The organism is Paenibacillus sp. FSL H7-0942, assembly GCF_045040715.1.
GTDB lineage: Bacteria > Bacillota > Bacilli > Paenibacillales > Paenibacillaceae > Paenibacillus > Paenibacillus amylolyticus.
The window spans coordinates 522409-545532 of record NZ_CP150279.1 but is presented as its reverse complement, the minus strand read 5'-3'; the positions used below and the strand labels follow the sequence as shown (position 1 = coordinate 545532).

Here is a 23124-nt window from a genome sequence, read left to right as displayed (position 1 = left end):
CTATATCATATGGATTCATGTCTTGTTGAGCAAATGTTGAAGTCCTTTACGTTACCACACATGCTAATTATAGCTTATCCATTAACATGGGGAATGTCATATTAATCAAGTCTACCAAGTACATATCAGTTCTACACCTGACGGGAGGAATTTCATTATGCTGCTGGAAGCCATCTATCATCAACCGAAACGAAACTGGGCCTATGCCTATGACCAAGATACAATCCACCTGCGCCTGCGTACCAAAAAGAATGATCTGACCGAGGTACACGCCCTGACCGGGGATAAATATGCGTGGGATGCAACCAAAGCGCTGGTTCCCTTAACAAAGTTCACCTCTGACTCCATGTTCGATTACTTCGAGGGTGAGGTGAAACCTCCCTACCACCGACTGAAGTACTCTTTTCTGCTCAAAAACGGAGACGAACAGATCTGGATGACCGAGACGGACTTCCAGGAAAAAGAACCAGACGATCCGGGTCGTATGTTCCAGTTCCCTTATATTCATGCTGGAGCTGTATTCACACCCCCTGCATGGGTTAAGGATGCAGTGTTCTATCAGATTTTCCCTGAACGATTCGCCAACGGCAACCCGGATATTAGTCCGGAAAAGGTAGAGCCGTGGGGTGGTGAGCCGACACCTTTCAATTTCTTCGGCGGTGACCTTCAGGGCGTGATCGACCATCTGGATTACATCAGCGATCTTGGCATTAATGCGATCTACTTCACACCCATCTTCGAAGCCACTACCAATCACAAATACGATACCGAAGACTACCTGCGGGTAGACCGGCACTTTGGTGACGCAGATACCGTGAAACGATTGGTCGAGCTGTGTCATGCACGTGGAATTCGCGTACTTCTGGATGCTGTGTTCAACCATTCCGGGAAGACATTTGCGCCGTTTGTAGATGTGCAGAAGAACGGAGAACAATCCAAATACAAGGACTGGTTCCATGTACACGAATACCCGCTGGACGTGAAGGACGGCATTCCTACGTATGAGACCTTCGGATTCGAAGCGCACATGCCAAAGCTGAATACGGAGAATGCCGAGGTGAAGGCCTATCTGCTGGAGGTTGCCGAGTACTGGATCAAGGAAGTGGGTGCGGACGGATGGCGGCTGGATGTGGCAGACGAAGTGGATGATGCATTCTGGCGTGATTTCCGCCGTGTAGTCAAAGCGGCTAATCCGGATGCCTATATTCTGGGCGAAGTATGGAACGAGTCTTCTTCCTGGCTGCAAGGCGACCAGTTCGACGCGTCCATGAACTATCCGTTTACCGATGCCGTGAATGCTTTCTTTGTGAAAAATACGATGCACGCCGAACAGTTCGCAAACTCCATCGGGCGACAGTTATCCCGTTATCCGCTTCAGGCCAGCGAAGTGGCGTTTAACTTGCTGGACAGCCACGATACCCCGCGGCTGCTCACGCTGTGTGAAGGCGACCAGCGCAAGATGAAGCTGGCTGCGTTATTCCAGTTCAGTTATATGGGCGCGCCGTGCATCTATTACGGAGACGAGATTGGCATGGACGGCGAACATGATCCGGGTTGCCGTAAATGCATGGAATGGGATGAAGCGAAGCAAGACCGAGAGCTGTTTAACTTTTATCAGAAACTAATCTCCCTGCGTCATGCGCATCCTGCCCTGCGTGCAGAAGGCACCGTTCGTTTCTTACAGGCTCGTCCCGATGGCAGCCAACTGGTATTTGAGCGACAAAATGAGGAGGAACGCATTCTGGTTCTGTTCAATCGATCAGAAGAGACAGCTATTGTCGAGCTTGAGGCCGGTGACGAGGAATGGACCGAGTTATTCGGCGGAAACCATCGCACCGCCAAGGAAGATGGCGTACTCGCCATTGAACTGCCCGCGTATGGATATGCTGTACTGAGTACTAGTCTCACATAAACACCAAGCTATATTTGCTTTTATACAAGACCGGACATGGGTCCACTTCATCGGAATATAAAAAACCAAATAGGCGCTCACAGACCTGTTCCGGATCTGATGAGTGCCTATTTGATTTTGACGTAATTCATTATGACCATGGATTACTCTGGCTGAACCAGCTGTTCCTTGAGCAACTGGATGGTGGCCTCATATTGTACAAGCCCCACTTGCAGACACAGACGCTGTGCAGGCGAAATACGTTCGCCGAATTCTTCCATCTGGCGCTGAAGTTCAGCGTATAACATTTCCTTTCGCTTCAACTGGCTGGATATCCAACCCGTTACGGTATCTTCATCCGCCAACTCTCCGAAATACAACCGCATCAGAAAATCAGAACGAAATACCTCAGCTTCCAAAGGACTCATTAAATAGGCGTGAAATTGCGCTGCTCCTTCAGGGGTCAATGAATACACGTTCTTATCAGGTTTCCCTTCCTGCTTAACCGATTCCTTAGTCAGCAATCCTGACTTTTCCATCTTCGCAAGTGTAGGATATATGGTGCCAAAGCTGGCATCAAAGAAAAATGAAAAATATTGTTCAAAGTACTGCTTGATCTCGTATCCGGAACTTGGCTGATTGTGCAGTATTCCGAGGATGACATGCTGCGTGTTCATCGGTGTACCGCTCCTTTCCATTCCCCTTAACGTATCACAATCAGTACCCCTTGTTCAATGTTCAGATGACGAAACGGTTGCTTTCAGAGCAACAGGCACAGCAGCAGTCTGGTCCTCCTTATGAGCTTCAGAACGTACCGGGCCGGAGCGTCTGATCCAGATGCTAAGGGCACCCAGAGTCAACGTTGCTCCCCCTATTACTGCAAGGAACAATACATCCCTGCCAATCCCGTTGCCCCCAAGCACAAGGTTCGTCATGCCTTCTACCGCATAGGTCGCCGGCAGATAATGACCGATCCCTTGGTAGAACTCAGACATTACATCGCGTGGAATCGTTGAGCCCGAGGACAACATCAGCAGAGGCAACAGCGCACTGTTTAACCAAGCCCCAGCATTGCCAAGCAACAACAAGCTCAACTGAGCCATGAGTATAAAAGATATGGTGACCAGCAACTGGAAAAGCCATAACATGAACCAACCATCTGCTGACGATACCCCCATAACGTGCATCATCCCCGACCCAACGAGCGAGACAATAAATGCAGCACCAACATTAACGATGTTGCGCGCCCAGAAACGCTCCCATTTCCCTGCCCTGTTACTCAGTTCACCAGATACTTTCTGCAGATTCATGCCAAGCAACATCGCTCCAGTAAACGTAGCCGTTACAATCAACATCGGTACCATGGAAAAAGAAAAATTATCAACAGGATTCAGTCGCTCCACTTCTGCCTCCACGCGTGAAGACAACCCAAGCGCCAGCGCATCGGACTGATCAGCAGTCATACCGGACTGATTCAGCACTCCGCGAATGCCATTCTCTTGTACTTCACGGTTCAACGTCGCTGTAACTTGTGCGGCTACGTTCTGCATCACACTTTTCACGGTAGCCACGTTTGATTCGTTCATCACATACTTCACTGTCATCAGTTTTGACAAGTCTTCTGCCTGTTGCATGAAACCTGATGGAATCTCAATAATCATGTACACATTCCGATCCGTTAACATCTGTCGTGCTTCTTGCATCGATTCAGATGGTTTGATCTCGAAATTCAGACCTGCCGCCAAAGACTTAGCCACTGGTTCAGCCGCTACCCCATCTTCATTCACGATGGTGACAGCCAATTGAGTCATTCTTTCGTTAACCTGGTCGTATCCGCTAAGCCAGATGATGTTAAAAAAAACCTGAAACAGCACAGCCGTAATTAAACCTACAATGGTGGCTCCGTTTTTCAAAAACAGTAGACTCGTCTGGAAAATACCTTTCATTCTATCCATCTCCTTTAGTTTTGTTTCGCTCTTTTATATATCGTATTGATATATGATAGTTGTTAATATATCTAATCGATATATAGATCGTCAATGTTTTTTTGTTTTTCTTCGTTGGAAAAAGACAAAAAAAGCCGATACATCTCTTCACCAGGAAGATTTGTACCGGCTTTTCATATCAATCCGATTTATGCCTTAGTTTCTACGTCATTTTCAGCAGGGGACTCAGTCTCAGGCTCTGCACGCTTTGCCTTCGGTTTAGCCAACTTCTGCATCATTTTGCGGCCGGTAGGTGTCTGGGCCAGTCCACCTTGGGCTGTCTCCCGGTGACGGCTCGGCATCGCACTGCCTACTTCCAGCATGACATCGATGACTTCGTCTGACGGAATGACACTACGCACTCCGGCCAAGGCCATATCAGCCGCAGCCAGCGCCGTAACTGCACCCAGTCCATTACGGACGATGCACGGGATTTCAACAAGGCCTGCGACTGGATCGCAGATAAGGCCCAGTGTATTTTTTAACGCCAAACCAACGGCATGAACAACCTGTTCCGGTGTACCTCCACGCAGTTCAACCATGGCACCCGCAGCCATGCCGATAGCGGAACCCACTTCCGCCTGACACCCACCCTCGGCTCCGGAGATAAATGAATTGTTCGCGATAACATAACCAATCGCTCCCGCACAGAACAACCCGTTCACCAAATGTTCGTCCGTCCAGCCAAATCGCTCCTGTGAGCTAATAAAAACACCGGGGATGATGCCGCAGGAACCAGCTGTTGGTGTTGCCACGATCCGACCCATGGAGGCATTCACTTCAGATACACACAGGGCATACGCCATGGCAAGTGCGGAAGCATCTCCCGAGCAAGTCTCACCCTTGCGAATGTACTCGGCCATTTTTTTGCCGTCTCCACCTGTTAATCCACTGCGTGATGTTGTATCTTCCGTTAACCCTTTGCGTACCGCTTCCTTCATTACCTGATAATATTCAGACATCTGCTTCACAACATCCGCTTCCGGTGTATTGGTCTCCTGAACTTGCTCCTCGATCATCAGCTGAGCAATAGTTTTGGATTCCGCTGTACAGATCGTATTCAGCTCGTGCAAATGTTTAAACCGCATCCGAATTAACTCCTCTCTTCAAATCGATAACACGAATGTCCAGCACATGGTCCAGCTCTTTTAGACGCTTGAGCATATCAGGATTAGGCACACCATCCATTTCCATCGCGGTAAGCGCTTCGCCATCACGGGCTTTCCGGTCCACCTGCATATACCCGATGTTAACCCCGGATGAACTGATCGTGGACGTTACCGACGCAAGCACCCCTGCTTTGTCTGCATGTCGCAGAACGAGTGTTGGAAACTCACCACTAATCTGAACACGAAAATCATTCATCGAATGCACCGATACGCTTCCACCACCAATGGATGCACCGATTAAGGAGCAGGCACGTTCTCCATGCCACAACTCAATTTTGACCGTATTTGGATGAGGAGCAGGCAGGCCACTTGTATAAAACTCAACCTCCATGCCCGCTTCCTCTGCGTATTGCTCTGCATCCGGGATACGCGGATCGTCTGTGACATAATCCAGCAGACCGCCGATCAGTGCCAGATCTGTTCCGTGCCCCTGATACGTATCTGCAAATGAACCGTACAGCGTCAGCCGGGCACGATCTGGCGTACATCCCAGCCACTGACGAGCAATTCTTCCTAACCTTGCCGCACCAGCTGTATGCGAACTTGAAGGCCCCGTCATCGATGGACCAATAATTGAGAAAACATCTTTAAATCGCACTTGTAACCCTCCATTATTAATCATGATTCATATTTGTAAAATGTATTCGTCATTTCGATCCAGGAGTTTCATCCACAATGTCCCTATTTAGGGTATGATGACATCAAAAAAGGACAGAAGAAGGCCTTAGGCCCTCTCTCTGTCCTCGATACCTGAGAGTTTCACGATCAGCAGTGTCTCACGACAAGGTGCATTGCCTGCGATTACAGACAAGTTCACCGGTCTGACTGATCATATACCCCTTGGGTGGCGCAGTTCGCGCACTCTCCAGAGTTGCGTCCAACGATGGTACATTTACCTGAGAGATTAACCACTGCGCCGGGTGCGCAGCAGCTTGCTCCTTCGGTGCCTGAACACTAGCCATATTGCTCGGCTAACCCAGGTCTCTCCCGCTCGTTATCATCCGCTGTATTATCTTAATTCGATTCGAATTGGTATATTTCTAATTTTTTGATCAAGTATACCCATAGAGTAATGTACAATATCATATATGTCAACAAAAGTAACGTGTAATTATCATAAGTTCGATGTCTATTTTAACTGAAACGAATAGCATTCAGATTTCTCACTTCCGCTGAGGCACTCGTGACGTTGCTAGTTGTCGTAAATTGGATACTTATCGTGTATGCATTAGTCGTTGTAGTCGGGGATGTATCCACGTAAGTGTTGGAGGAAAGAAACCTCAACGTTCCCGAAGCATTACCGGTTCGTGAGAGTTGCAATTGATTAATTAAAACTCCGTTACGTCTCAGATTAATGTTATACGCAATACTCCAGTTAGACCCTACAACTATTGCTACTTGTGTACTATTATCGATTTTCACGCGTTGACCTGCCACTACAGGTACATTAAGTGTCTGAATCGTTGTTTCAGCTACTAATGAAAGACCCAACGCCGTGGTCTGGCTATCAGCAAACAAGGAAGAGTCTGCCGGAGCCGAAGCTGCAGTTGATCCCGTGGCACCTGTCGTACCGGTAGCCCCAGTCACTCCTGTTGTTCCTGTAATACCAGTGACTCCGGTCGTTCCCGTCAGTCCTGTTGCTCCTGTAACACCAGTGACTCCAGTTGTTCCCGTCAGTCCTGTTGCTCCTGTAACACCAGTGACTCCAGTTGTTCCCGTCAGTCCTGTTGCTCCTGTAACACCAGTGACTCCAGTTGTTCCCGTCAGTCCTGTCGCTCCTGTAACACCAGTGACTCCGGTCGTTCCCGCTACTCCCGTTACGCCTGTTGCACCTGTAACACCAGTGACCCCTGTCGTTCCTGTTATTCCTGTACTCCCGGTAATCCCCGTGGCTCCAGTAGACCCTGTCTCTCCCGTACTCCCAGTAACTCCCGTCACTCCAGTAGACCCTGTCTCTCCCGTGCTCCCGGTAATCCCCGTGGCTCCAGTAGACCCTGTTTCTCCCGTGCTCCCGGTAATCCCCGTGGCTCCAGTAGACCCTGTCTCCCCTGTGCTCCCGGTGACTCCAGTCGTTCCTGTTATTCCTGTACTCCCAGTAACACCCGTCACTCCGGTAAGCCCTGTCTCTCCTGTGGTCCCCGTACTTCCAGTAGCGCCCGTGACTCCTGTCACTCCGGTAGATCCTGTCTCCCCCATGGTCCCAGTGACACCGGTCTCTCCCGTCGATCCCGTAGTTCCTCCAGGAGGACCAGTAACTCCTGTCAGTCCTGTAACACCTGTAGCCCCTGTAGGACCAGTTGTTCCCGCAACCCCTGCTGTCCCTGTAGCTCCAGTCGCACCCGTTACCCCGACTAGACCGGGGTTCGCTCCTAACAATTCCTCAGACACCAAACGATGTGCCGTTACCAGTTGACCGTTCTGGTTTTTCCCCCATACGGAAATCTGAACTTCATCCTCCGTATCATCACCTGTGATAAATATAAACTCAAATGCATCCAAATCTGCATAATAGTCTTTTGTTATAACCTGGTTAGGCAAAACATTAAACAATTCCTGAACGTATAGTGTGCGAACACCATTCAAATAATAGCCTTGAACCAGAACGGTAGAGAAACTAGTGAGACTCCAATTGTCTAATTTCACTGTAATTCTCTGTGTAGGACGCTCGCCGCTTCCCACCACTATATTATTTTCTATTGGCCCTGTTGATAAAACAGCCATCCTGCGATGCCCCCTTCTCCTGCCTCCATCACCAAATCAAGATTGTCTTCTATGAATATGCATATTGAACTGTAAACGTGAAGTTGCCCTCTTGCCTTTTTGGAATGGACTGAAAGGAGATCGAATAGATATCCACCACACCAAAAGGAGAATATACAAAAAAAGCTGCCGCTTCGTTTCTGCGGCAACCTTATTATTATTCTTTAGCTCATCTAGACGGATTGGTAAGGGTCAGTGCTTCCGCCCAAGCTTGCAGCTTTGCCTTTGTCCATCCTTCGTTTTCACCCATGATGGAGTACCGCAAGCCATTCTCACTCCATGATATGTTCCGAATGCTCTTCATATATGAACCCTCGGTGTTACGAACCTTAATCTCGGCTTCATCCGGTATTAGTGTATCGTCCACATTTTCTTCCGGCATCTTGAATACCGTCAGGCTGACTTCTACCTTGTCGTTACTTACATAATACAAGGTTACTTCATCTCTGCTCAGCTCACCGCGCGATGTAGACATTTCGATCCGTGATAGTTCGAATTCTCCACTCATGTCCTGTAGGAACGGCTGTTCCAACGCTTTTTCCGCTTCCTCTAGGGTCACTTCGGAATTCTGCATCATATCGTTCAAGTCCTTCACATCGACCTCCTTAGGGATGTCAATTACGAAAGTATCCTTTGTGAATTCAGGGTCATACTGAATCGGATCATAGACCATTTCTGATTTTCCATCCCCATACGCGCTGTTTACTTTGACAATCATCCACGTTTTGGGATCTACCCAATACTCTGAAGATATGGAGAATGCGCCTTCTTCTTTTGGTGTCAATTCAATATGAATGACGTCCTGTCCATGAAGTTTCTCCTGTCCCATCATATTCACATCATGCGTAGTACGTAACCGCTCTAGTTGATCGAGCAATATTTGCTTCTGGGTTTGATTAGGTTGTTGTGACACGGATGATGCATCCATGGAATATGCTGCCCCTGTTTCTTTTTCATATATGGTGATCTTCTTTCCATCATTAACTGCGTAACTGACATTGCCATTCTCTGATGTTTCCGTGCGCTTTCGTCCGGTTTCACCATCTACCCATTCCTTAATTTGCATCGTGTTAGTCAGCTTGTCATCCGCCCATATCTTCATCACACCTTCCGCATAATACGAGGCGGGTTCTGTTTCTGCTGAGACAACCTTCTCAATCATCTCATCTCCTGACATAGACAGCATATCCTTCTCCGCGCAACCTCCAAGCAGGGCGCCTGCCAACACAGCAGTACCCAGCATCATCCATCCTTTTTTCATCATCTTATCCACCCTCTCTGCGTTTACATTCTCCATGTTCAGGCAATCGGCATACTGCCAGCGTTCCATATCCTTCGTATGACCACATGCGCATATCCCCTCCGTGCTTTATTGCAACCCGTTTGGCTATACTCAATCCCAATCCCGAACCACCTGCATATGTCTTCTCCTCCTGATTCTGGTGTTGAACATAGGGTTCGAAGATACGAATGAGCTGTTCTTCAGGAATAGCAGGACCTTCGTTTTGTACTATGATCAATGTTGCTCCCGCCCTGTAGTTATCCAATTCAGCTCTAAGCGAAGGAATAATCCATTCAGGAAGCTCCCAATCTGAAGCAATAACCCCTAGTCCCATTACACCGTTCGTCCTTGTGTGGCGTAGTGCATTATTTATCAGATTATCTGTCAGGCGCATCAGTTGTTCGGGATGAACTCGGTACAGTTGATCTGTGCGGACATCCATCTTCACGTCAATCTGACCACGCTCGGCAAGTCCCTCATAGCTCCCAAGCAGCATATCAAAAAACTCTTCACCTTCCACCTTAACCATGGCCATCTCCGATTCACTGGAACCCAACGCCGTATACATCTCAAGTTCACTAATCATCTGTTTCATCCGCTCCACATTTCCGAGCAGCACATCCTGATATTCCTGCCTTTCAAGGCGTTTCAGTTGACGATCACCGTTAAGTACTTCCGTATAGGCACTAATGGACATCAACGGTGTTTTCAGATCATGGGATAACGAGGCGATCATGAGCTCTTTTTCTTTTTGCTCCCTCTCCACATCGGCCTGAGTATGTCTGATCTTGTCTTGCATTGCATCAAACTGTTGGAGCAAGATGCCCATTTCATCATGACGAACAGGTACCACATCCGTAGCAGCCTCTCCCCGTGCAAAAGCATCCATTCGTTCTATGAGATATTTCATCGGCCGAAAGAGCTTTCGGGATAGCAACCACAGCACTGTTCCGTATAACAGAATAAAGAAAGTAGCAGCGAGACCCATGACCCAGGTAGTCCGCAAGGATATGCCTTCCAGCCAATCTCCACGCAGCATGACGATTTCGTAAATGCCTACCAACTCACCTTTTTCCCATACGGGTTTCTTCAACGAGAATGTACGATGACGTATCTGTAAGTTGTACAAATTACGATACAGCTCCGCCCCCCCAACGGTGTAAGCTCCAGCAGACCATGTACTCCCCTCTGATGTGTACACCCGAATCCCTGTTGGTAAATACAGAGCAAAGTTCACCCGACCATTCTCCAATTCAGAGAGTGCAGCGAAAGCATCAGGCGAGTGCAGCTGGTACAGTCCCGGGTCAGATAAAGCCAGTTCAATAGGAGCCAATTGTCCGGACAACTCCACATATTCCGTTACGGCACGCTGATCATTGTAATAGTTATACAGGGAGTACAGCGCCCACCCAGCAGCGACAGGCAGCAGCATTACAATGAGGAAGGCAAGCATTAACCAGTACTTCAACTTCATTCCTCAGGCTCCCCCACGAACCGGTAACCACTGCCCCACACCGTCTGAATCCAGCGTGGATGATGGGGCTCGTCACCAAGCTTGGCCCGAAGGCTCTTCACATGAACTGTGACTGTACTCGAGTTCCCCGCCTCTGGCTGACTCCAGACATGTTCATACAGTTCCGCCTTGGTAAACACCCGGCCAGGATGAGAAGCAAGCAGTATGAGCAAAGCCCATTCCTTGTTGGTTAGTGCCACATGTTCTCCATGAACCTGTGCGCGCTGATTCAAATAATCAATCGATAACCCATCGTTATACTGTCTATCTGTCGAATCCGGCTCTACGCCCTGATATCTGCGGTACCTATTCAGATGAGATTTAATGCGAGCTGTAAGTTCCGTTAGACTGAAGGGCTTCGTAATATAATCGTCAGCTCCCAGCCCAAGCCCCCTGACTTTGCTCTCTTCCTCGATTCGAGCACTCATCATGAGCAGCGGAACATCGCTGATCAGTCTAATGTTTTTGCATACCGTGAACCCATCCATTTCCGGCAGCATCAGATCCAACAAGACTAATTGATAGGTTCCCTCCCTAAAGTCTTCCCAGCTCTCCAAACCGCTTGATGCCCAAGTTACCCCATAACCCTCATGACGTAGATGATCTCTCAAAATACGGGCAATCTCCGGATCATCCTCCACCAGCAATATATTCTCGCTGTCTCTCATCGCTGTTTCATCCTCCCATGACTATATTGTAGCTAAGAAAAGTTGACTCTCCTCAGAGTTTATACTTTCTTCATAAATGTCCATTACGATCGTTATCTAATGCATGCAAAAAGAGCACCCCGATTGTTCAGGACGCCCAGGTAATATTCACAATCTTAATCCTAAGTTATAGCTCCTAGAAAAGGAAACACCTCATAACTCATAGAAGATGCTCTCGTTCTGTACATAGGGTCTACAATACTTACTGCACAGCTTCGGCATGCGATCTTTCATCCATTCGTGCCTCGACTCATTCGCCATCTGAAAGGCATAATAACCCAGTGTAAAGATCAACATGAATCCTTCCATTAATCGGATATCACGATCCGTCAGTGATCCGATCTGTTGGGTATAACCGGATAAGAATATGTCACGTTCCTCCCGATTGAACATAAGTGCTGCCCCTCCGGCATCAAAAAGATAATAACCATAACCGTGTAGACAAAAATCAATCATGGAAATTCCCTGCTCCGTTATCAGCAGATTATTGCGAGTAATATCCCCATGAATGATCCCCCATGTCCCTGCGTGTTGCGGGTATGTTTCTAACTGTTCATTAATGTTCTCAAACGTCTCACGAAGCAGATCGAAGTCTTCCGTTGTAAAAATCCCCAGTCGGACACCTTCCTCTAGCTGCCCGAGCATGACCAAGTTCTCATGGCTATTGCCATATGCCGGCCGCACCTTTGTTCGATCTGTCTGATTCTGCTCACGCCCATATTGATGAAGCATCTGCATTTGTGCACCAAGATCATAGATCTGCTCTGTTGTCAGGCGTTCTCCCTGCTGGATGTCCCTTCCCTCAATCCACTCCAGTACCGTACAACAGATCTCTTTCCCTGCCTCACTTGTCCATAGCGTTACCCATTCACCCGATGCATTGCGTACCGGATGTTGCACGAGCAATGCTGTCGTTGCATTTAACTCATGAAGCAGATTCATCTCCGCCTCCAGCGCAGGAAGCGTATGCTGAATGCCTGTCATACTGGCATATGCGGCTTGATGGATACGTAGCAGATACTTGTGCCGGCTTGCTTCATCAACGACATGATACGTCAGATTCTCATTATGACGAATATATGAAACGACAGGTTTCTCAATAGTGTAGTTCTGTATAATCTGAGCTGCCATATGGTCGTAAGACATCTGATCCGTAGTGATTATCAACATCTCCTTCGAAGTCATGTAAACGTTCTCTTCACACTAAATATCGTAGCATAATGTTTATCCCGCATACAGAAAATCCCACTAAAATTATAAATTAAAAAAGCACAATCCCCGAACAACCGTCCAGGCATTGTGCTTTCTTTTGTCTCTATTATTTCTTTATCTCTCTGTCTATTACTCTATGTTACACTCCATGATCCAATTAACCGAAACGACCCATAATGTATTCTTGCGTCAGACGATTGTCCGGGTTCGTGAAAATATGCTCTGTATCCCCGTGTTCAATCATGTTCCCCAGGTAGAAATAAGCCGTATAATCCGAGATGCGTGCCGCCTGCTGCATGTTATGGGTAACAATGACGATCCGCAGCTCCTTCTTGAGTTCGGTGATCAATTCCTCAACCTTACCCGAAGATACCGGGTCAAGTGCAGATGCCGGCTCATCGAGCAACAAAATCTGCGGATCAACAGACAAAGCGCGAGCGATACATAGACGCTGCTGTTGTCCGCCAGAGAGAGACAGAGCTGACTCATGCAGTCTGTCTTTCACTTCGTCCCAGAGCGCGGCACGACGCAAGCTTTTTTCCACAATTTCATCCAGTGCCTTCTTACTCTTCGTACCACGGTAGCGGGGGCCAAACGCGATATTGTTGTAGATGGACTTATGAAAAGGATTTGGCTTCTGCCACACCATGCCAATCTTCTGGCGAAGCTTGATTACATCGGTTCCAGGCTCATTCAGGTCGTTACCGTCCATCCAGATATGTCCCTCTGTACGGGAACCGGCAATCTCGTCGTTCATCCGGTTGAGTGACCGGAGGAACGTGGATTTACCGCAACCAGACGGTCCAATAAGAGCCGTTACGCTTGCTTCAGGAAACGTCAGGCTAATCTGCTTGACCGCCTGGAAATGTCCATAATATATGCTTAACTGTTCCGTACCAAAAGGTATGGCCATGTTGGTTCCTCCTTATTTCGAAGCTGTCATGCGGCGGAATACAATCCGACCGATCCAGCGTGCACTTAGATTGAATACCAGCACGAGAATGACAAGCACGGCGGATGCCCCTGCTGCCACTTCTTTGGAATCTGGCCCAATACCTTCACTATTTACTTTCCAGATATGGACAGCAAGTGTCTCTGCCGGACGGAAAGGATTAAGCGGTGATCTTGGACTCGTCGGATTCCAATCTGTAAAGTCCAAAGGTGGACTACTCATACCTGCGGTGAACATCAGCGCTGCTGCTTCACCGAAGATCCGGCCCGATGCCAGGATCGTACCCGTAATCAAACTCGGCAATGCCACAGGCAGTAGAATCGAAGTGATAATCTTCCACTTGGACAGTCCAAGCGCCAGACCTGCTTCTTTCTGTTCCTTCGGAACGGCCCGGAAGGCCTGCTCCGTTGTCCGTACCATCAGTGGCAAGTTAAAGATCGCCAGAGCCAAGGCACCCGAGATCAGGGAGAAACCAAGACCAAATTGATTTACTAGCAGCAAGAGACCAAACAAACCGATAACGATGGATGGGAATGATGACAATACTTCAACGACCAGACGAATGAAGCTGGTAATCTTGCCTGGTTTGGCGTACTCCGCCATGTAAATCCCGCCGCCCCATCCGAGTGGAATGGTAACAAGCAAGGTCAGAACAAGCAAGAATACGGAGTTGAAGAGCTGTGGACCAATCCCGCCGCCACCCTTAAGCAACTGTGGTGCGCTCGTCAGGAAGTTCCAGCTAATATGCCCAATGCCTCTATACATGATGAATCCAAGCAGACCGAGCAATAGAATAACAATGAACAGGGCCAGTACAACGATAACTGATGTTGCAATTTTATCTACCGTCTTTGCCTTCATTTTCATACCCGGTTTCTCCTTTCAAGCAGGCGAACCAGAATGACGAAGACAAAGGTCATCACCAACAGGACAAGCGCCATACTCCACAGTGCATTGTTATGAACAGAACCCATCGTGGTGTTACCCATGCTGAGTGTAATTACACTTGTTAATGTTGAAGCCGATTCAAGCAAGGATGTTGGAACATGCGGTGCATTACCGATAACCATCTGCACAGCAAGTGCCTCACCAAAAGCACGGGCCATACCCAAAACGACACCTGTCAACAGAGCTGGCAAAGTCGTTGGAATAATGACACGGTAGATGGTTTGCCAGCGAGTGGCACCCAGTGCATAGGAGGATTCACGCAATCCTTTTGGCAATGCGGACAATGCATCCGCCATAATACTTGTCACCGTAGGAAGAATCATTACCGCGAGAACAAGACATCCGGCTGCAATCCCGACGCCTGTTCCACCAAAGATACTGCGCAACAAAGGTACGATGACACTCAGACCGATAAATCCGTACACAACGGATGGAATTCCGGACAAGAGCTCAATCGCAGGCTGCAAGATCTTTTTGCCTTTACCCGGGACAATCTCTGTCATGAAGAGCGCTGCACACAGGCCAAGCGGACTTGCGATCAATGCTGCAAGCAAGGTTGTAATGAAAGAACCTGTGATGAACGGTAATGCCCCGTAGAACGCAGGTTCTCCGGTCGGATTCCACGTCTTTCCACCAAGGAATTCGCTGATGCTTATTCCATTTTGGAAAAATGTGGATAGTCCCTTAGACGCTACAAAATAAACAATGGAAAACATGACAACGATCAGGAAAACGACACAAATCGACGTATAGATCCGTCCCGTCCACTCTTCCCAATAATGTTTCTCTTTTAAGGGCGGGCGCGGTTTCAACTTGTTATTCATTACCGTTCCCCCTTCGGTCTGTTCCATAACAACCATCCTTCTATAGTAGAATTAATGCAAAATATGGGATTATTTTAGAGCAAACCGCGTAAAGAGGCGGGACCTTAGTCCGCCTCTTTCGCTGTATGCGCAAGTTCAAAGATTACTCAACCACATTACCTGCTGCATCGCGTTTTACTTTCATACCTGACATTGGAATGTATCCAAGTTCTGTCACGTCGTTTTGTTGAATTTCGTCACTCAAGATGTAATCCAAGAATGCTTTTGTTGCTGCATCAGGCTCACCTTTTGTGTACATGTGCTCGTAAGCCCACACTGGATAAGTTCCTGCTTCTACGTTCTCAACTGTTGCTTCTACACCTTCGTATTTCAACACTTGCAAGCTGTCATCCAAGTAAGACAAGGCGAGGTAACCAATAGCACCTGGCGTTTCAGATACCAATTTTTTTACGTTACCAGAAGAATCTTCTTGAATCGAACCTTGGATATCACCCATTTTTGCACCCAATGCATACTTCTCAAAAGTTGCACGGGTACCGGAACTGCTCGGACGGTTTACAATAACAATTGCTTTATCCGCGCCGCCAACGTCTTTCCAGTTTGTTACTTTACCGGAGAAGATGTCGATCAGTTGTTGCTTCGTCAAATCTTCTACACCTGCATCTTTGTTGCTAACTGGTGCCATAGCTACTACTGCTACTTGATGGTCAACCAATTCTTTTACTTTGGCTTCGTCCTCCAGTTTCTCTTCTGCAAATACATCAGAGTTACCGATTGTAGCTTGTCCGTCAGATACTTGTGTCAAACCAGTACCACTACCGCCACCTTGAACTTGAACCGTTACGTTCTTATATTCATCAACTGCCATAAATTTCTGTCCAGCTTGTTCTACCAGAGGTAGCAATGCTGTCGATCCGACTGCCAGAATGTTACCGCTAAGCTCAGTAGCAGCTTCTCCTGATCCATTGCTTGCGGCACCCTCTGTACCAGCGTCATTTTTCGATCCGCATGCTGCGAGTACCAGTACGAACGTTAAGGTCATCAAAATAAACGGCAACTTTTTAAACATGTTTTGTTTTCCTCCCCCAATGTAGTGATGGCGTTTTGTGAATTTGTTTGTTCACCATCAACTCTTTACTCATTGTAGTTTCGGTATGTCATCTTAAAATCAGTGTTTTGTAAACGCAATGTTAAAAATATCGGCAGCATTTTGAAATATTTGGGATTTAATCTATCGCTGAAGAGGTCGTTTCGGGAACGGACGTTGTTTCAATCGCTGTTATCCCCGGATTTATATGATTTACTTTTTTCAAGGAATACATCCGGGGATAAAGGCGAACGCTTCGCTTTTCCACAATCGTTCCGTTCCCTGCGCTGTGTCAGCGCTCGTTGGATCTCAGGCATTTCAATCTCCTGCCTGGGAAGTAGGCAAAAAAGGCCAGCCCTATAAAAGGCTGGCCTTGTGTAAATACTTAATGTAGATATTGAATCAATCCGTTATATAGAACAATCAACTGCCTCACAGCCAGTGCATGGCACCAGGTGGTTAGAGAATTTATGCAGATTTCATAGTTGTTAAGGCTTTTTTATCTGACGGGTCGCTTGAATTACTTTTTGGTTGATATACAGGTTTCTTTAACAATCCAATCATACAAGCTGTAATGATGGAACCAACTAAAATACAGACAATATACAATAATGGATTACTTGCCGCAATGGGAATAACAAAGATTCCACCGTGAGGAGCTTGTAACGAAATGCCTAGAGCCATGCACATTCCTCCACCAATCGCTGCACCTACAATATTGGATGGAATAACTCGCAAGGGATCATTTGCGGCAAACGGAATCGCGGCTTCTGTAATAAACGATGCACCCATAATATAAGCGGCTTTGCCTGCATTACGTTCTTCGATTGAAAATTTATTCTTAAATAATGTTGTAGCTAATGCAATACCCAGTGGCGGAACCATACCTCCAACCATCAGAGCAGCAGAAGGTTCAAAGATTTGATTGGCGAACATCGCCAGTCCAAATGCAGAAGCTGTTTTGTTAATCGGCCCTCCCATATCAGATGCCATCATTCCTGCCAGAAGTGCTCCTAATAAAATAGCATTAGAACCTGTTAAACCATTTAGCCAACCTTGTAACGACTCATTGATCCAAGCCATCGGACTGTTGATGACAAAATACATAATCAAGGCGGTTATAAATGAACCTACTAATGGCAAGATCAGCACAGGTGACAGGCTTTGCAGTGAGTCAGGAATGCCTTTGACTAATTTTTTCAGAGCTATGATCGTATAACCGGCGATAAATCCAGCCAGCATACCTCCCAAAAAGCCGGAACCTCCAATAGTTGCCAGCATCCCACCAATCATACCAGGTGCCAATCCTGGACGGTCAGCAATACTATACGCAATATACCCTGCTAATACAGGAACCATCAATGCAAAAGCAGCACTACCCCCTGCTGTACTTAAAAAAGCGGCGAAAGCATTATAGTCCGGGCTATTTGGGTCAGCCGCATGAATACCAAACATAAACGAAAGCGCAATCAATATACCGCCTGCCACTACAAAAGGAATCATAAAGGATACACCATTCATAATATGGCTGTATATTTTAGGCTGCTTTAAACGTGTTTTTTCTTTTGCTTCTTTAAGAGTACTGTTGCCTTGATTCAAAACGACACCTTTTCCAGCAATCGCATCTTCAATTAACTCTTGTGCATGATGGACTCCATTTTTGACAGAGGTTTTGATCACTGGACGATCGCCAAAAACATCCATATCGACTTTGACATCTGCCGCCACAATAATACCATCAGCTTCAGCAATATCTTCAGGAGTCAATTGATTTCCAACACCTGTTGATCCATTGGTTTGCACTTTAATGTGTACACCGAGTTCTTTGGCCGCATTTTTCAATGCTTCCGCGGCCATAAACGTATGGGCAATTCCTGTAGGACAGCCTGTAACTCCAACCACTTTTTTGCCAGCATACTTTTTAGGACGTTGAAGTGCCTGCGCATCTTGCTCTTCTGCCTGTTCAAATAAACGGACAATCTCTTCTTGATCTCGAGCAAGGATAAGTTTCGCTCTAAATAGTTCATCCATCAAAAAGGTCGAAATTTTGGATAATGTTTGCAAATGTTCTGATGAAGAGCTTTGATCGACTGCAATCATAAAAAATAAATTACATGATTCGGTACTATATTCAATACCGCTTAATGATCTGCCCATAATAATGGCAGGGGACTGTACTCCAGTAGACTTGGCATGTGGAATGGCTATTCCGAATCCCACTTCTGTAGGAACCTGTTCTTCACGTGCCCAGATATCTTTTTTAAATTGCTCAATATCGCTTAAATAGCCGTTATCGTTTAACTTTTGCGACAATTCATCTATTAATTCGGCTTTGGTCGTAGCGGTGACATCTAATATGATATTTTCTGGTTTTAAGACATTAGAAATCTTCATGATGGATCTCTCCTCTTAAATTTCTCCCAGTTTATAAAGGGATGCTTTACCCGTAGAACCGAACAGATCCATTTTTTTCTTCACCAGTTCTGTTGCCGCTTTGGTCGCCTCAGGCATCAGTTGATCCGGTTCATATGCATTCGGATTCGCATCGAGTGTCGCTCTTAATTGGTTGTAGAATGCTCGCTTCATATCGGTTGATAAATTGATCTTCGCTATCCCATGCTTCACGGCTTCTCTAATCTCTTCATCAGGATTATCTGATCCACCATGCAGCACTAACGGAATTTTTACTTTTTCATGAATTTGTTTTAAACGATCGATTTTGATTGAATGATCTTTGGATTGAGGATAAATACCATGTGAAGTACCTACAGCGACAGCAAGTGTATCGATACCTGTTTGTTCTACAAAAATCGCCGCTTCTTCTGGATTCGTATACAAAATCTCGTCAGCCCCACCTTCCGAGCTGCCTTCATTACTCCCAATTGTACCTAGTTCACCTTCTACAGATACATCGACCAGATGAGCCAGTTCAACCGCTTCCTTGGTTGCCGCAATATTCTCCTCAAAAGGTAAATGAGATGCATCCATCATGACTGATGAATACCCATTGCGAATCGAACGCGTAATATCTTTGATCGTCGCTCCATGATCCAGATGAATAACAAACGGGACTTTGGACTTGGATGCCGCTTCTCGCACATAAGCTATAAACCCATCAGTGACTAAATCAATTTCATTCGGGTGAATCTGCATAATTGCAGGCGAATTCTGCTCTTCTGCGGCTGTAATGACCACTTTGACGAACTCGCTATTGGCTACATTAAATGATCCGACTGCAAATTTATTTTCATACGCTACTTTAAGTAAATCTTTCATATTAATTAACATTTGAATTCCTCCTAGATTTATTTGGAAGACCAGACTTCCAAAAATTCATCGTAATTGGTGATATGGAGTAGTTTTTCTGTCATATTGGTCTGTTTAAACACATCGTAAATTTCTTCGAAAAATTTGGTGTTATTCACCTTCTGATTTTTCGGCGGAATAAACAGAAAAATGATCTGCGCCATCTGATCACCCCATAGCATTTTCTGCTTATTAATCGCTACCAGTACACGTAGTTTTTTGTTATCTCCACAATCAAATGGATGGGGCATCGCGACCAAATTCCCAATATTGGTACTCGACATTTTTTCTCTTTCCACAATACTGGTATATAAATGCTGAATATCGCCTAGTTCTGTAAGTTTTTTTAACAAATCAATTGGATTGTCTTCATTTAGGAAAAAAACATCATCTGGTGATAAATAATATTTGAGTAGTCCACGATTTAACTGAATCGAAATATTCTTCATATCATCACTTGTAATCATTTCACTTACCAGAATGATATTTTGTACATTTAACTGCTGTTGTTCCGCAATCTCGCTCGTTGTGATAATCGTTTCAATTTCTTCGGGAAGAAGATGTATTTCATGATTAGCTAATAGACTATCGATTCTAATATTCGGAAAATAGAGATTAATCTTACGCTCCAATAGCTTGCCGACTAATAGATTTTTGCCATAAATAATTGCAATACGTTTTCTGTTATCTTGAGAGTTCTCAATAATGCCCATTATGTGTAACGTCAAGTAACCGATTTCATTTTCGGGTATTTTGATATTTAAGCAAAATTGCAATTCTTTTGCCAACACAACTGCGACATTATAAGCATTGGTATATTCTGATTTTATTTGAGCAATAAAAGGATTTTCGACAGGGAAATAATACTTTAATGGGTATAATGATTTGGTAATATGAGCTAATAATCGATCAAGTAACTCTTGGTTTTTGTAGCTGATGAATCCATATTGCTCTCCAACTTTTTGGATCACTGATTTGATTTTTTGTTCCATTTCATTCACGTGTTCATGCCCGATTTCTTCATTTTTTTTAGGTAAGATCTGCAATGCGATCAGCAGGTAACCTAAATACTGATACTCATATTCATCAAAAGGGATATCCATTTCTTGAGCCAGACGGATCAGAATAGATTGGGCTATTTTTAATTCTTCAAAGCTTGTATGATCCAACCTCATATCCTGTTCAGTTATTTTTTGTGTAAGACTTACTCGTTTAAGACTGATCAAAACATTCACACAGATCGAGAATAATTCTTGAAAACTTAGCAATAAATTATACTTGGCAACCTCTTCTTCAATACAAGCGTAGATAAAATGAATAGAAGATTCGTTGAACCAATCGCCAAAATAGTATTGCAGTGCTTCGTCTATCGGCATGTGTTTGAGACAATCGGTAGTGACTAGTTTTTTGAGCAAAATCCGCTTCTCAACTTCGCTTCCTTTAAGCCGGATACCTTGGAAAATAATCGCTTCAATTTCGATGTTCTGCTTTTCTGCTTGAATCGTTTGCACTAATTTTTGCACGTCTTTACGGATCGTTTGAGTCGAAAAATAAAGCGTTCTAGCCAGATCCTCATACGTAATAAAATCAGTCTGCGATAACAGTGCTTTGATAATATGAAATGCTCTTTCTTCGTCATCATCTTCATTTTTATACAGGCTGGATAAATCCCCGACTAATTTGTATCCTTTGCGAGTATTGCCAATAATCATTGCTTTATCTAAATAATTTTCATTTATTTCTTTGATGTCATTGCGAATCGTTCTAGTCGTTACATCAAATAGATTAGCTAATTCGCTTCCACTCACAAAATCATGCTCAGATTGTTTTAAATGCTCTAATAGCTTAATGTAACGTTTTCTCATTTGGCTTTCCTCCTTACACACATACTAATGCAAGCGCTTTATATCCACCAAGCCTATACTCTTTCCTAATAGTTAGGAAGTGATCGTGTATTCGTTTATGATACCCACTTTTTTAAATTCTAAGTTAGTATTCTATTTAAGAATCGTTTGGGAAGGAAAACAGAACACAAAAAAACCAACCTTCTAAAAAGGTTGGTTTGTGTGTATAACGGTCTGTGCTAGTTGAAAATGTAAAATACGATTGTACTAACCTAAAATCCAGAGCCACAGCGCCAATCCGGCCAACGTAATTAACAATGTCGGGATCGTCAGGATGATGCCTGCTTTGAAATAATACCCCCATGTGATCTTCACACCTTTGCGGGACAACACATGCAGCCACAGCAATGTGGCAAGTGATCCAATCGGGGTCATTTTGGGACCCAGGTCGGAACCAATGACATTGGCATAGATCAATGCTTCCTGAATAATACCTTCAGTATGTGCACCCTGGATGGCTAGCAGGTTAATCAACACGGTCGGCAGGTTGTTCATCACCGATGATAATACAGCAGCGATGATGCCCATCCCGAGCGAAGCAGCCAGCAGACCATGCTCTGCTATGGCATCCAGCCAGCGGCTCAAATGATCCGTTAACCCCGCATTACGCAGTCCATATACGACGATATACATGCCCACCGAGAACACCACAATCGACCATGGCGCTTCTTTGATTACCCGTTTCAGATCAACAGCCTCGCTCTTGCGTGCCAACAAAGCGAACAGCAACGCAACGGAGCCAACGATAACCGACACGGGAATCGGCAGAAACTCACTGGATGCATAGGCAACCAATAACAGCCCAAGCATGAACCAGGCGATTCGGAACATCCGTGGATCACGTATCGCTTCCTTGGGGTCACGTGCCGCGGAGATGTCGTAGCGAAGGGGTATGCTTTTGCGATAGAACAAAAACAACATCCCCGTACTCGCTACGATTGAGAACAGATTGGGCACAACCATGCGTACCGCATACTCCACAAATGTAATGCCAAAGAAATCGGCCGAAACAATGTTAACCAGATTGCTGACGACCAGCGGTAACGACGTGGTATCGGCGATAAACCCACTCGCCATCACAAAAGCCAACACCATGCGCTCATCAAACTTCAATGCACGCACCATTGCCAGCACAATTGGCGTCAGAATGAGCGCGGCACCGTCATTCGCGAACAAGGCAGACACCGCGGCTCCCAGCAGAATGGAGTAGAAGAACAGTCTGCGACCGTCTCCTCCAGCCAGCCTTGCCATATGAAGGGCAGCCCATTCGAAGAAACCCGTCTCGTCGAGAATGAGAGAAATCATAATAATGCCAACAAAGGCTAGCGTTGCATTCCATACAATGGATGCTACATCCGAGGCATCGTTTAAGCTAACAACTCCACATAACAGAGCAAGCAATGCTCCACCCGAGGCAGTCCAACCGATACCCAATCCACGAGGTTGCCAGATCACCAAGGTGATCGTTACTACAAAAATCAGTATTGCTACGTATACCATAGAGCCTCCTGCTGTACCCTGTATCAATATATTATTTCGTTAATTCGATCTTGTTTTGTAAGATTACACCGCTATACGCGCAGA

Annotated in this window: 18 protein-coding genes and 1 riboswitch; of the genes, 1 reads left to right on the top strand and 17 read right to left on the bottom strand. The window is 45.8% G+C overall.

Going from position 1 to position 23124, the window contains the following annotated elements; genetic code table 11:
- The first annotated feature begins 157 nt into the window (after positions 1 to 157).
- A complete protein-coding gene (locus tag MHI48_RS02565) occupies positions 158 to 1912 on the top strand; it encodes an alpha-glycosidase (protein WP_405142906.1) in 1755 nt (584 codons plus the stop codon).
- Between the two features lie 143 nt (positions 1913 to 2055).
- Here the strand turns inward: MHI48_RS02565 and MHI48_RS02560 are convergent, their stop codons facing one another.
- The 17 genes from MHI48_RS02560 to MHI48_RS02480 all read right to left on the bottom strand — a co-directional run bounded on the left by MHI48_RS02560 (position 2056) and on the right by MHI48_RS02480 (position 23040).
- On the bottom strand, positions 2056 to 2568 hold the full coding sequence (locus MHI48_RS02560; RefSeq protein WP_051447042.1) for a helix-turn-helix transcriptional regulator: 513 nt from the start codon (positions 2566 to 2568) through the stop codon (positions 2056 to 2058).
- A 54-nt stretch (positions 2569 to 2622) separates the two neighbouring features.
- Complete coding sequence (locus MHI48_RS02555; RefSeq protein ID WP_051447043.1) at positions 2623 to 3837, bottom strand: YhgE/Pip domain-containing protein; 1215 nt, start codon at positions 3835 to 3837, stop codon at positions 2623 to 2625.
- Between the two features lie 188 nt (positions 3838 to 4025).
- Positions 4026 to 4964: an L-serine ammonia-lyase, iron-sulfur-dependent, subunit alpha gene (sdaAA, locus tag MHI48_RS02550; protein WP_405142903.1), complete on the bottom strand. Its 939-nt coding sequence runs from the start codon at positions 4962 to 4964 to the stop codon at positions 4026 to 4028.
- On the bottom strand, positions 4954 to 5643 hold the full coding sequence (gene sdaAB / locus MHI48_RS02545) for an L-serine ammonia-lyase, iron-sulfur-dependent subunit beta (protein WP_405142901.1): 690 nt from the start codon (positions 5641 to 5643) through the stop codon (positions 4954 to 4956). Before sdaAB ends, sdaAA begins: the two co-directional genes overlap by 11 nt.
- A gap of 277 nt (positions 5644 to 5920) precedes the next feature.
- Positions 5921 to 6045: riboswitch (glycine riboswitch) on the bottom strand.
- Between the two features lie 134 nt (positions 6046 to 6179).
- Entirely contained in the window at positions 6180 to 7766 is a 1587-nt protein-coding gene (locus tag MHI48_RS02540) for a collagen-like triple helix repeat-containing protein (protein ID WP_405142899.1), read from the bottom strand.
- Between the two features lie 208 nt (positions 7767 to 7974).
- Positions 7975 to 9102: a LolA family protein gene (locus tag MHI48_RS02535; protein ID WP_405142897.1), complete on the bottom strand. Its 1128-nt coding sequence runs from the start codon at positions 9100 to 9102 to the stop codon at positions 7975 to 7977.
- Positions 9071 to 10561, bottom strand: coding sequence for a sensor histidine kinase (locus MHI48_RS02530; protein ID WP_405142895.1), 1491 nt, complete (start codon positions 10559 to 10561; stop codon positions 9071 to 9073). Before MHI48_RS02530 ends, MHI48_RS02535 begins: the two co-directional genes overlap by 32 nt.
- Complete coding sequence (locus MHI48_RS02525; RefSeq protein ID WP_047840351.1) at positions 10558 to 11268, bottom strand: response regulator transcription factor; 711 nt, start codon at positions 11266 to 11268, stop codon at positions 10558 to 10560. Before MHI48_RS02525 ends, MHI48_RS02530 begins: the two co-directional genes overlap by 4 nt.
- 192 nt (positions 11269 to 11460) lie before the next feature.
- Positions 11461 to 12492, bottom strand: coding sequence for a phosphotransferase enzyme family protein (locus MHI48_RS02520; RefSeq protein ID WP_405142894.1), 1032 nt, complete (start codon positions 12490 to 12492; stop codon positions 11461 to 11463).
- Positions 12493 to 12676: 184 nt separating this feature from the next.
- A complete protein-coding gene (gene pstB, locus MHI48_RS02515) occupies positions 12677 to 13432 on the bottom strand; it encodes a phosphate ABC transporter ATP-binding protein PstB (RefSeq protein WP_074093254.1) in 756 nt (251 codons plus the stop codon).
- 12 nt (positions 13433 to 13444) lie between these two features.
- Complete coding sequence (gene pstA / locus MHI48_RS02510) at positions 13445 to 14332, bottom strand: phosphate ABC transporter permease PstA (protein WP_405144571.1); 888 nt, start codon at positions 14330 to 14332, stop codon at positions 13445 to 13447.
- Positions 14333 to 14334: 2 nt separating this feature from the next.
- The gene (gene pstC / locus MHI48_RS02505) at positions 14335 to 15270 is read right to left on the bottom strand and encodes a phosphate ABC transporter permease subunit PstC (protein ID WP_405142893.1); all 936 of its coding nucleotides are present in this window, start codon (positions 15268 to 15270) and stop codon (positions 14335 to 14337) included.
- A 115-nt stretch (positions 15271 to 15385) separates the two neighbouring features.
- Positions 15386 to 16312: a phosphate ABC transporter substrate-binding protein gene (locus MHI48_RS02500; RefSeq protein ID WP_074093252.1), complete on the bottom strand. Its 927-nt coding sequence runs from the start codon at positions 16310 to 16312 to the stop codon at positions 15386 to 15388.
- 486 nt (positions 16313 to 16798) lie between these two features.
- The gene (locus MHI48_RS02495) at positions 16799 to 18724 is read right to left on the bottom strand and encodes a fructose-specific PTS transporter subunit EIIC (protein ID WP_353883097.1); all 1926 of its coding nucleotides are present in this window, start codon (positions 18722 to 18724) and stop codon (positions 16799 to 16801) included.
- 15 nt (positions 18725 to 18739) lie between these two features.
- Positions 18740 to 19618 (bottom strand): ketose-bisphosphate aldolase, encoded by an 879-nt coding sequence (locus tag MHI48_RS02490; RefSeq protein ID WP_405142890.1) that lies wholly within the window; start codon positions 19616 to 19618, stop codon positions 18740 to 18742.
- Between the two features lie 17 nt (positions 19619 to 19635).
- A complete protein-coding gene (locus tag MHI48_RS02485; protein WP_036673202.1) occupies positions 19636 to 21501 on the bottom strand; it encodes a PRD domain-containing protein in 1866 nt (621 codons plus the stop codon).
- 246 nt (positions 21502 to 21747) lie between these two features.
- Positions 21748 to 23040 carry an arsenic transporter gene (locus MHI48_RS02480; RefSeq protein WP_047840355.1) on the bottom strand — a complete coding sequence of 431 codons (1293 nt, stop codon included), beginning with the start codon at positions 23038 to 23040 and terminating at the stop codon, positions 21748 to 21750.
- Between the last annotated feature and the right edge of the window lie 84 nt (positions 23041 to 23124).

Bases quoted from the DNA above. Each gene is read 5' to 3' on its own strand.
- MHI48_RS02535 (WP_405142897.1), bottom strand. From the start codon at position 9,102: ATGGAGAATGTAAACGCAGAGAGGGTGGATAAGATGATGAAAAAAGGA.
- MHI48_RS02520 (WP_405142894.1), bottom strand. From the start codon at position 12,492: ATGACTTCGAAGGAGATGTTGATAATCACTACGGATCAGATGTCTTAC.
- MHI48_RS02480 (WP_047840355.1), bottom strand. From the start codon at position 23,040: ATGGTATACGTAGCAATACTGATTTTTGTAGTAACGATCACCTTGGTG.
- MHI48_RS02555 (WP_051447043.1), bottom strand. From the start codon at position 3,837: ATGAAAGGTATTTTCCAGACGAGTCTACTGTTTTTGAAAAACGGAGCC.
- pstC (WP_405142893.1), bottom strand. From the start codon at position 15,270: ATGGAACAGACCGAAGGGGGAACGGTAATGAATAACAAGTTGAAACCG.
- MHI48_RS02485 (WP_036673202.1), bottom strand. From the start codon at position 21,501: ATGAGAAAACGTTACATTAAGCTATTAGAGCATTTAAAACAATCTGAG.
- MHI48_RS02565 (WP_405142906.1), top strand. From the start codon at position 158: ATGCTGCTGGAAGCCATCTATCATCAACCGAAACGAAACTGGGCCTAT.
- MHI48_RS02530 (WP_405142895.1), bottom strand. From the start codon at position 10,561: ATGAAGTTGAAGTACTGGTTAATGCTTGCCTTCCTCATTGTAATGCTG.
- pstB (WP_074093254.1), bottom strand. From the start codon at position 13,432: ATGGCCATACCTTTTGGTACGGAACAGTTAAGCATATATTATGGACAT.
- MHI48_RS02560 (WP_051447042.1), bottom strand. From the start codon at position 2,568: ATGAACACGCAGCATGTCATCCTCGGAATACTGCACAATCAGCCAAGT.
- MHI48_RS02500 (WP_074093252.1), bottom strand. From the start codon at position 16,312: ATGTTTAAAAAGTTGCCGTTTATTTTGATGACCTTAACGTTCGTACTG.
- MHI48_RS02540 (WP_405142899.1), bottom strand. From the start codon at position 7,766: ATGGCTGTTTTATCAACAGGGCCAATAGAAAATAATATAGTGGTGGGA.
- MHI48_RS02490 (WP_405142890.1), bottom strand. From the start codon at position 19,618: ATGTTAATTAATATGAAAGATTTACTTAAAGTAGCGTATGAAAATAAA.
- sdaAA (WP_405142903.1), bottom strand. From the start codon at position 4,964: ATGCGGTTTAAACATTTGCACGAGCTGAATACGATCTGTACAGCGGAA.
- pstA (WP_405144571.1), bottom strand. From the start codon at position 14,332: ATGAAGGCAAAGACGGTAGATAAAATTGCAACATCAGTTATCGTTGTA.
- MHI48_RS02525 (WP_047840351.1), bottom strand. From the start codon at position 11,268: ATGAGAGACAGCGAGAATATATTGCTGGTGGAGGATGATCCGGAGATT.
- MHI48_RS02495 (WP_353883097.1), bottom strand. From the start codon at position 18,724: ATGAAGATTTCTAATGTCTTAAAACCAGAAAATATCATATTAGATGTC.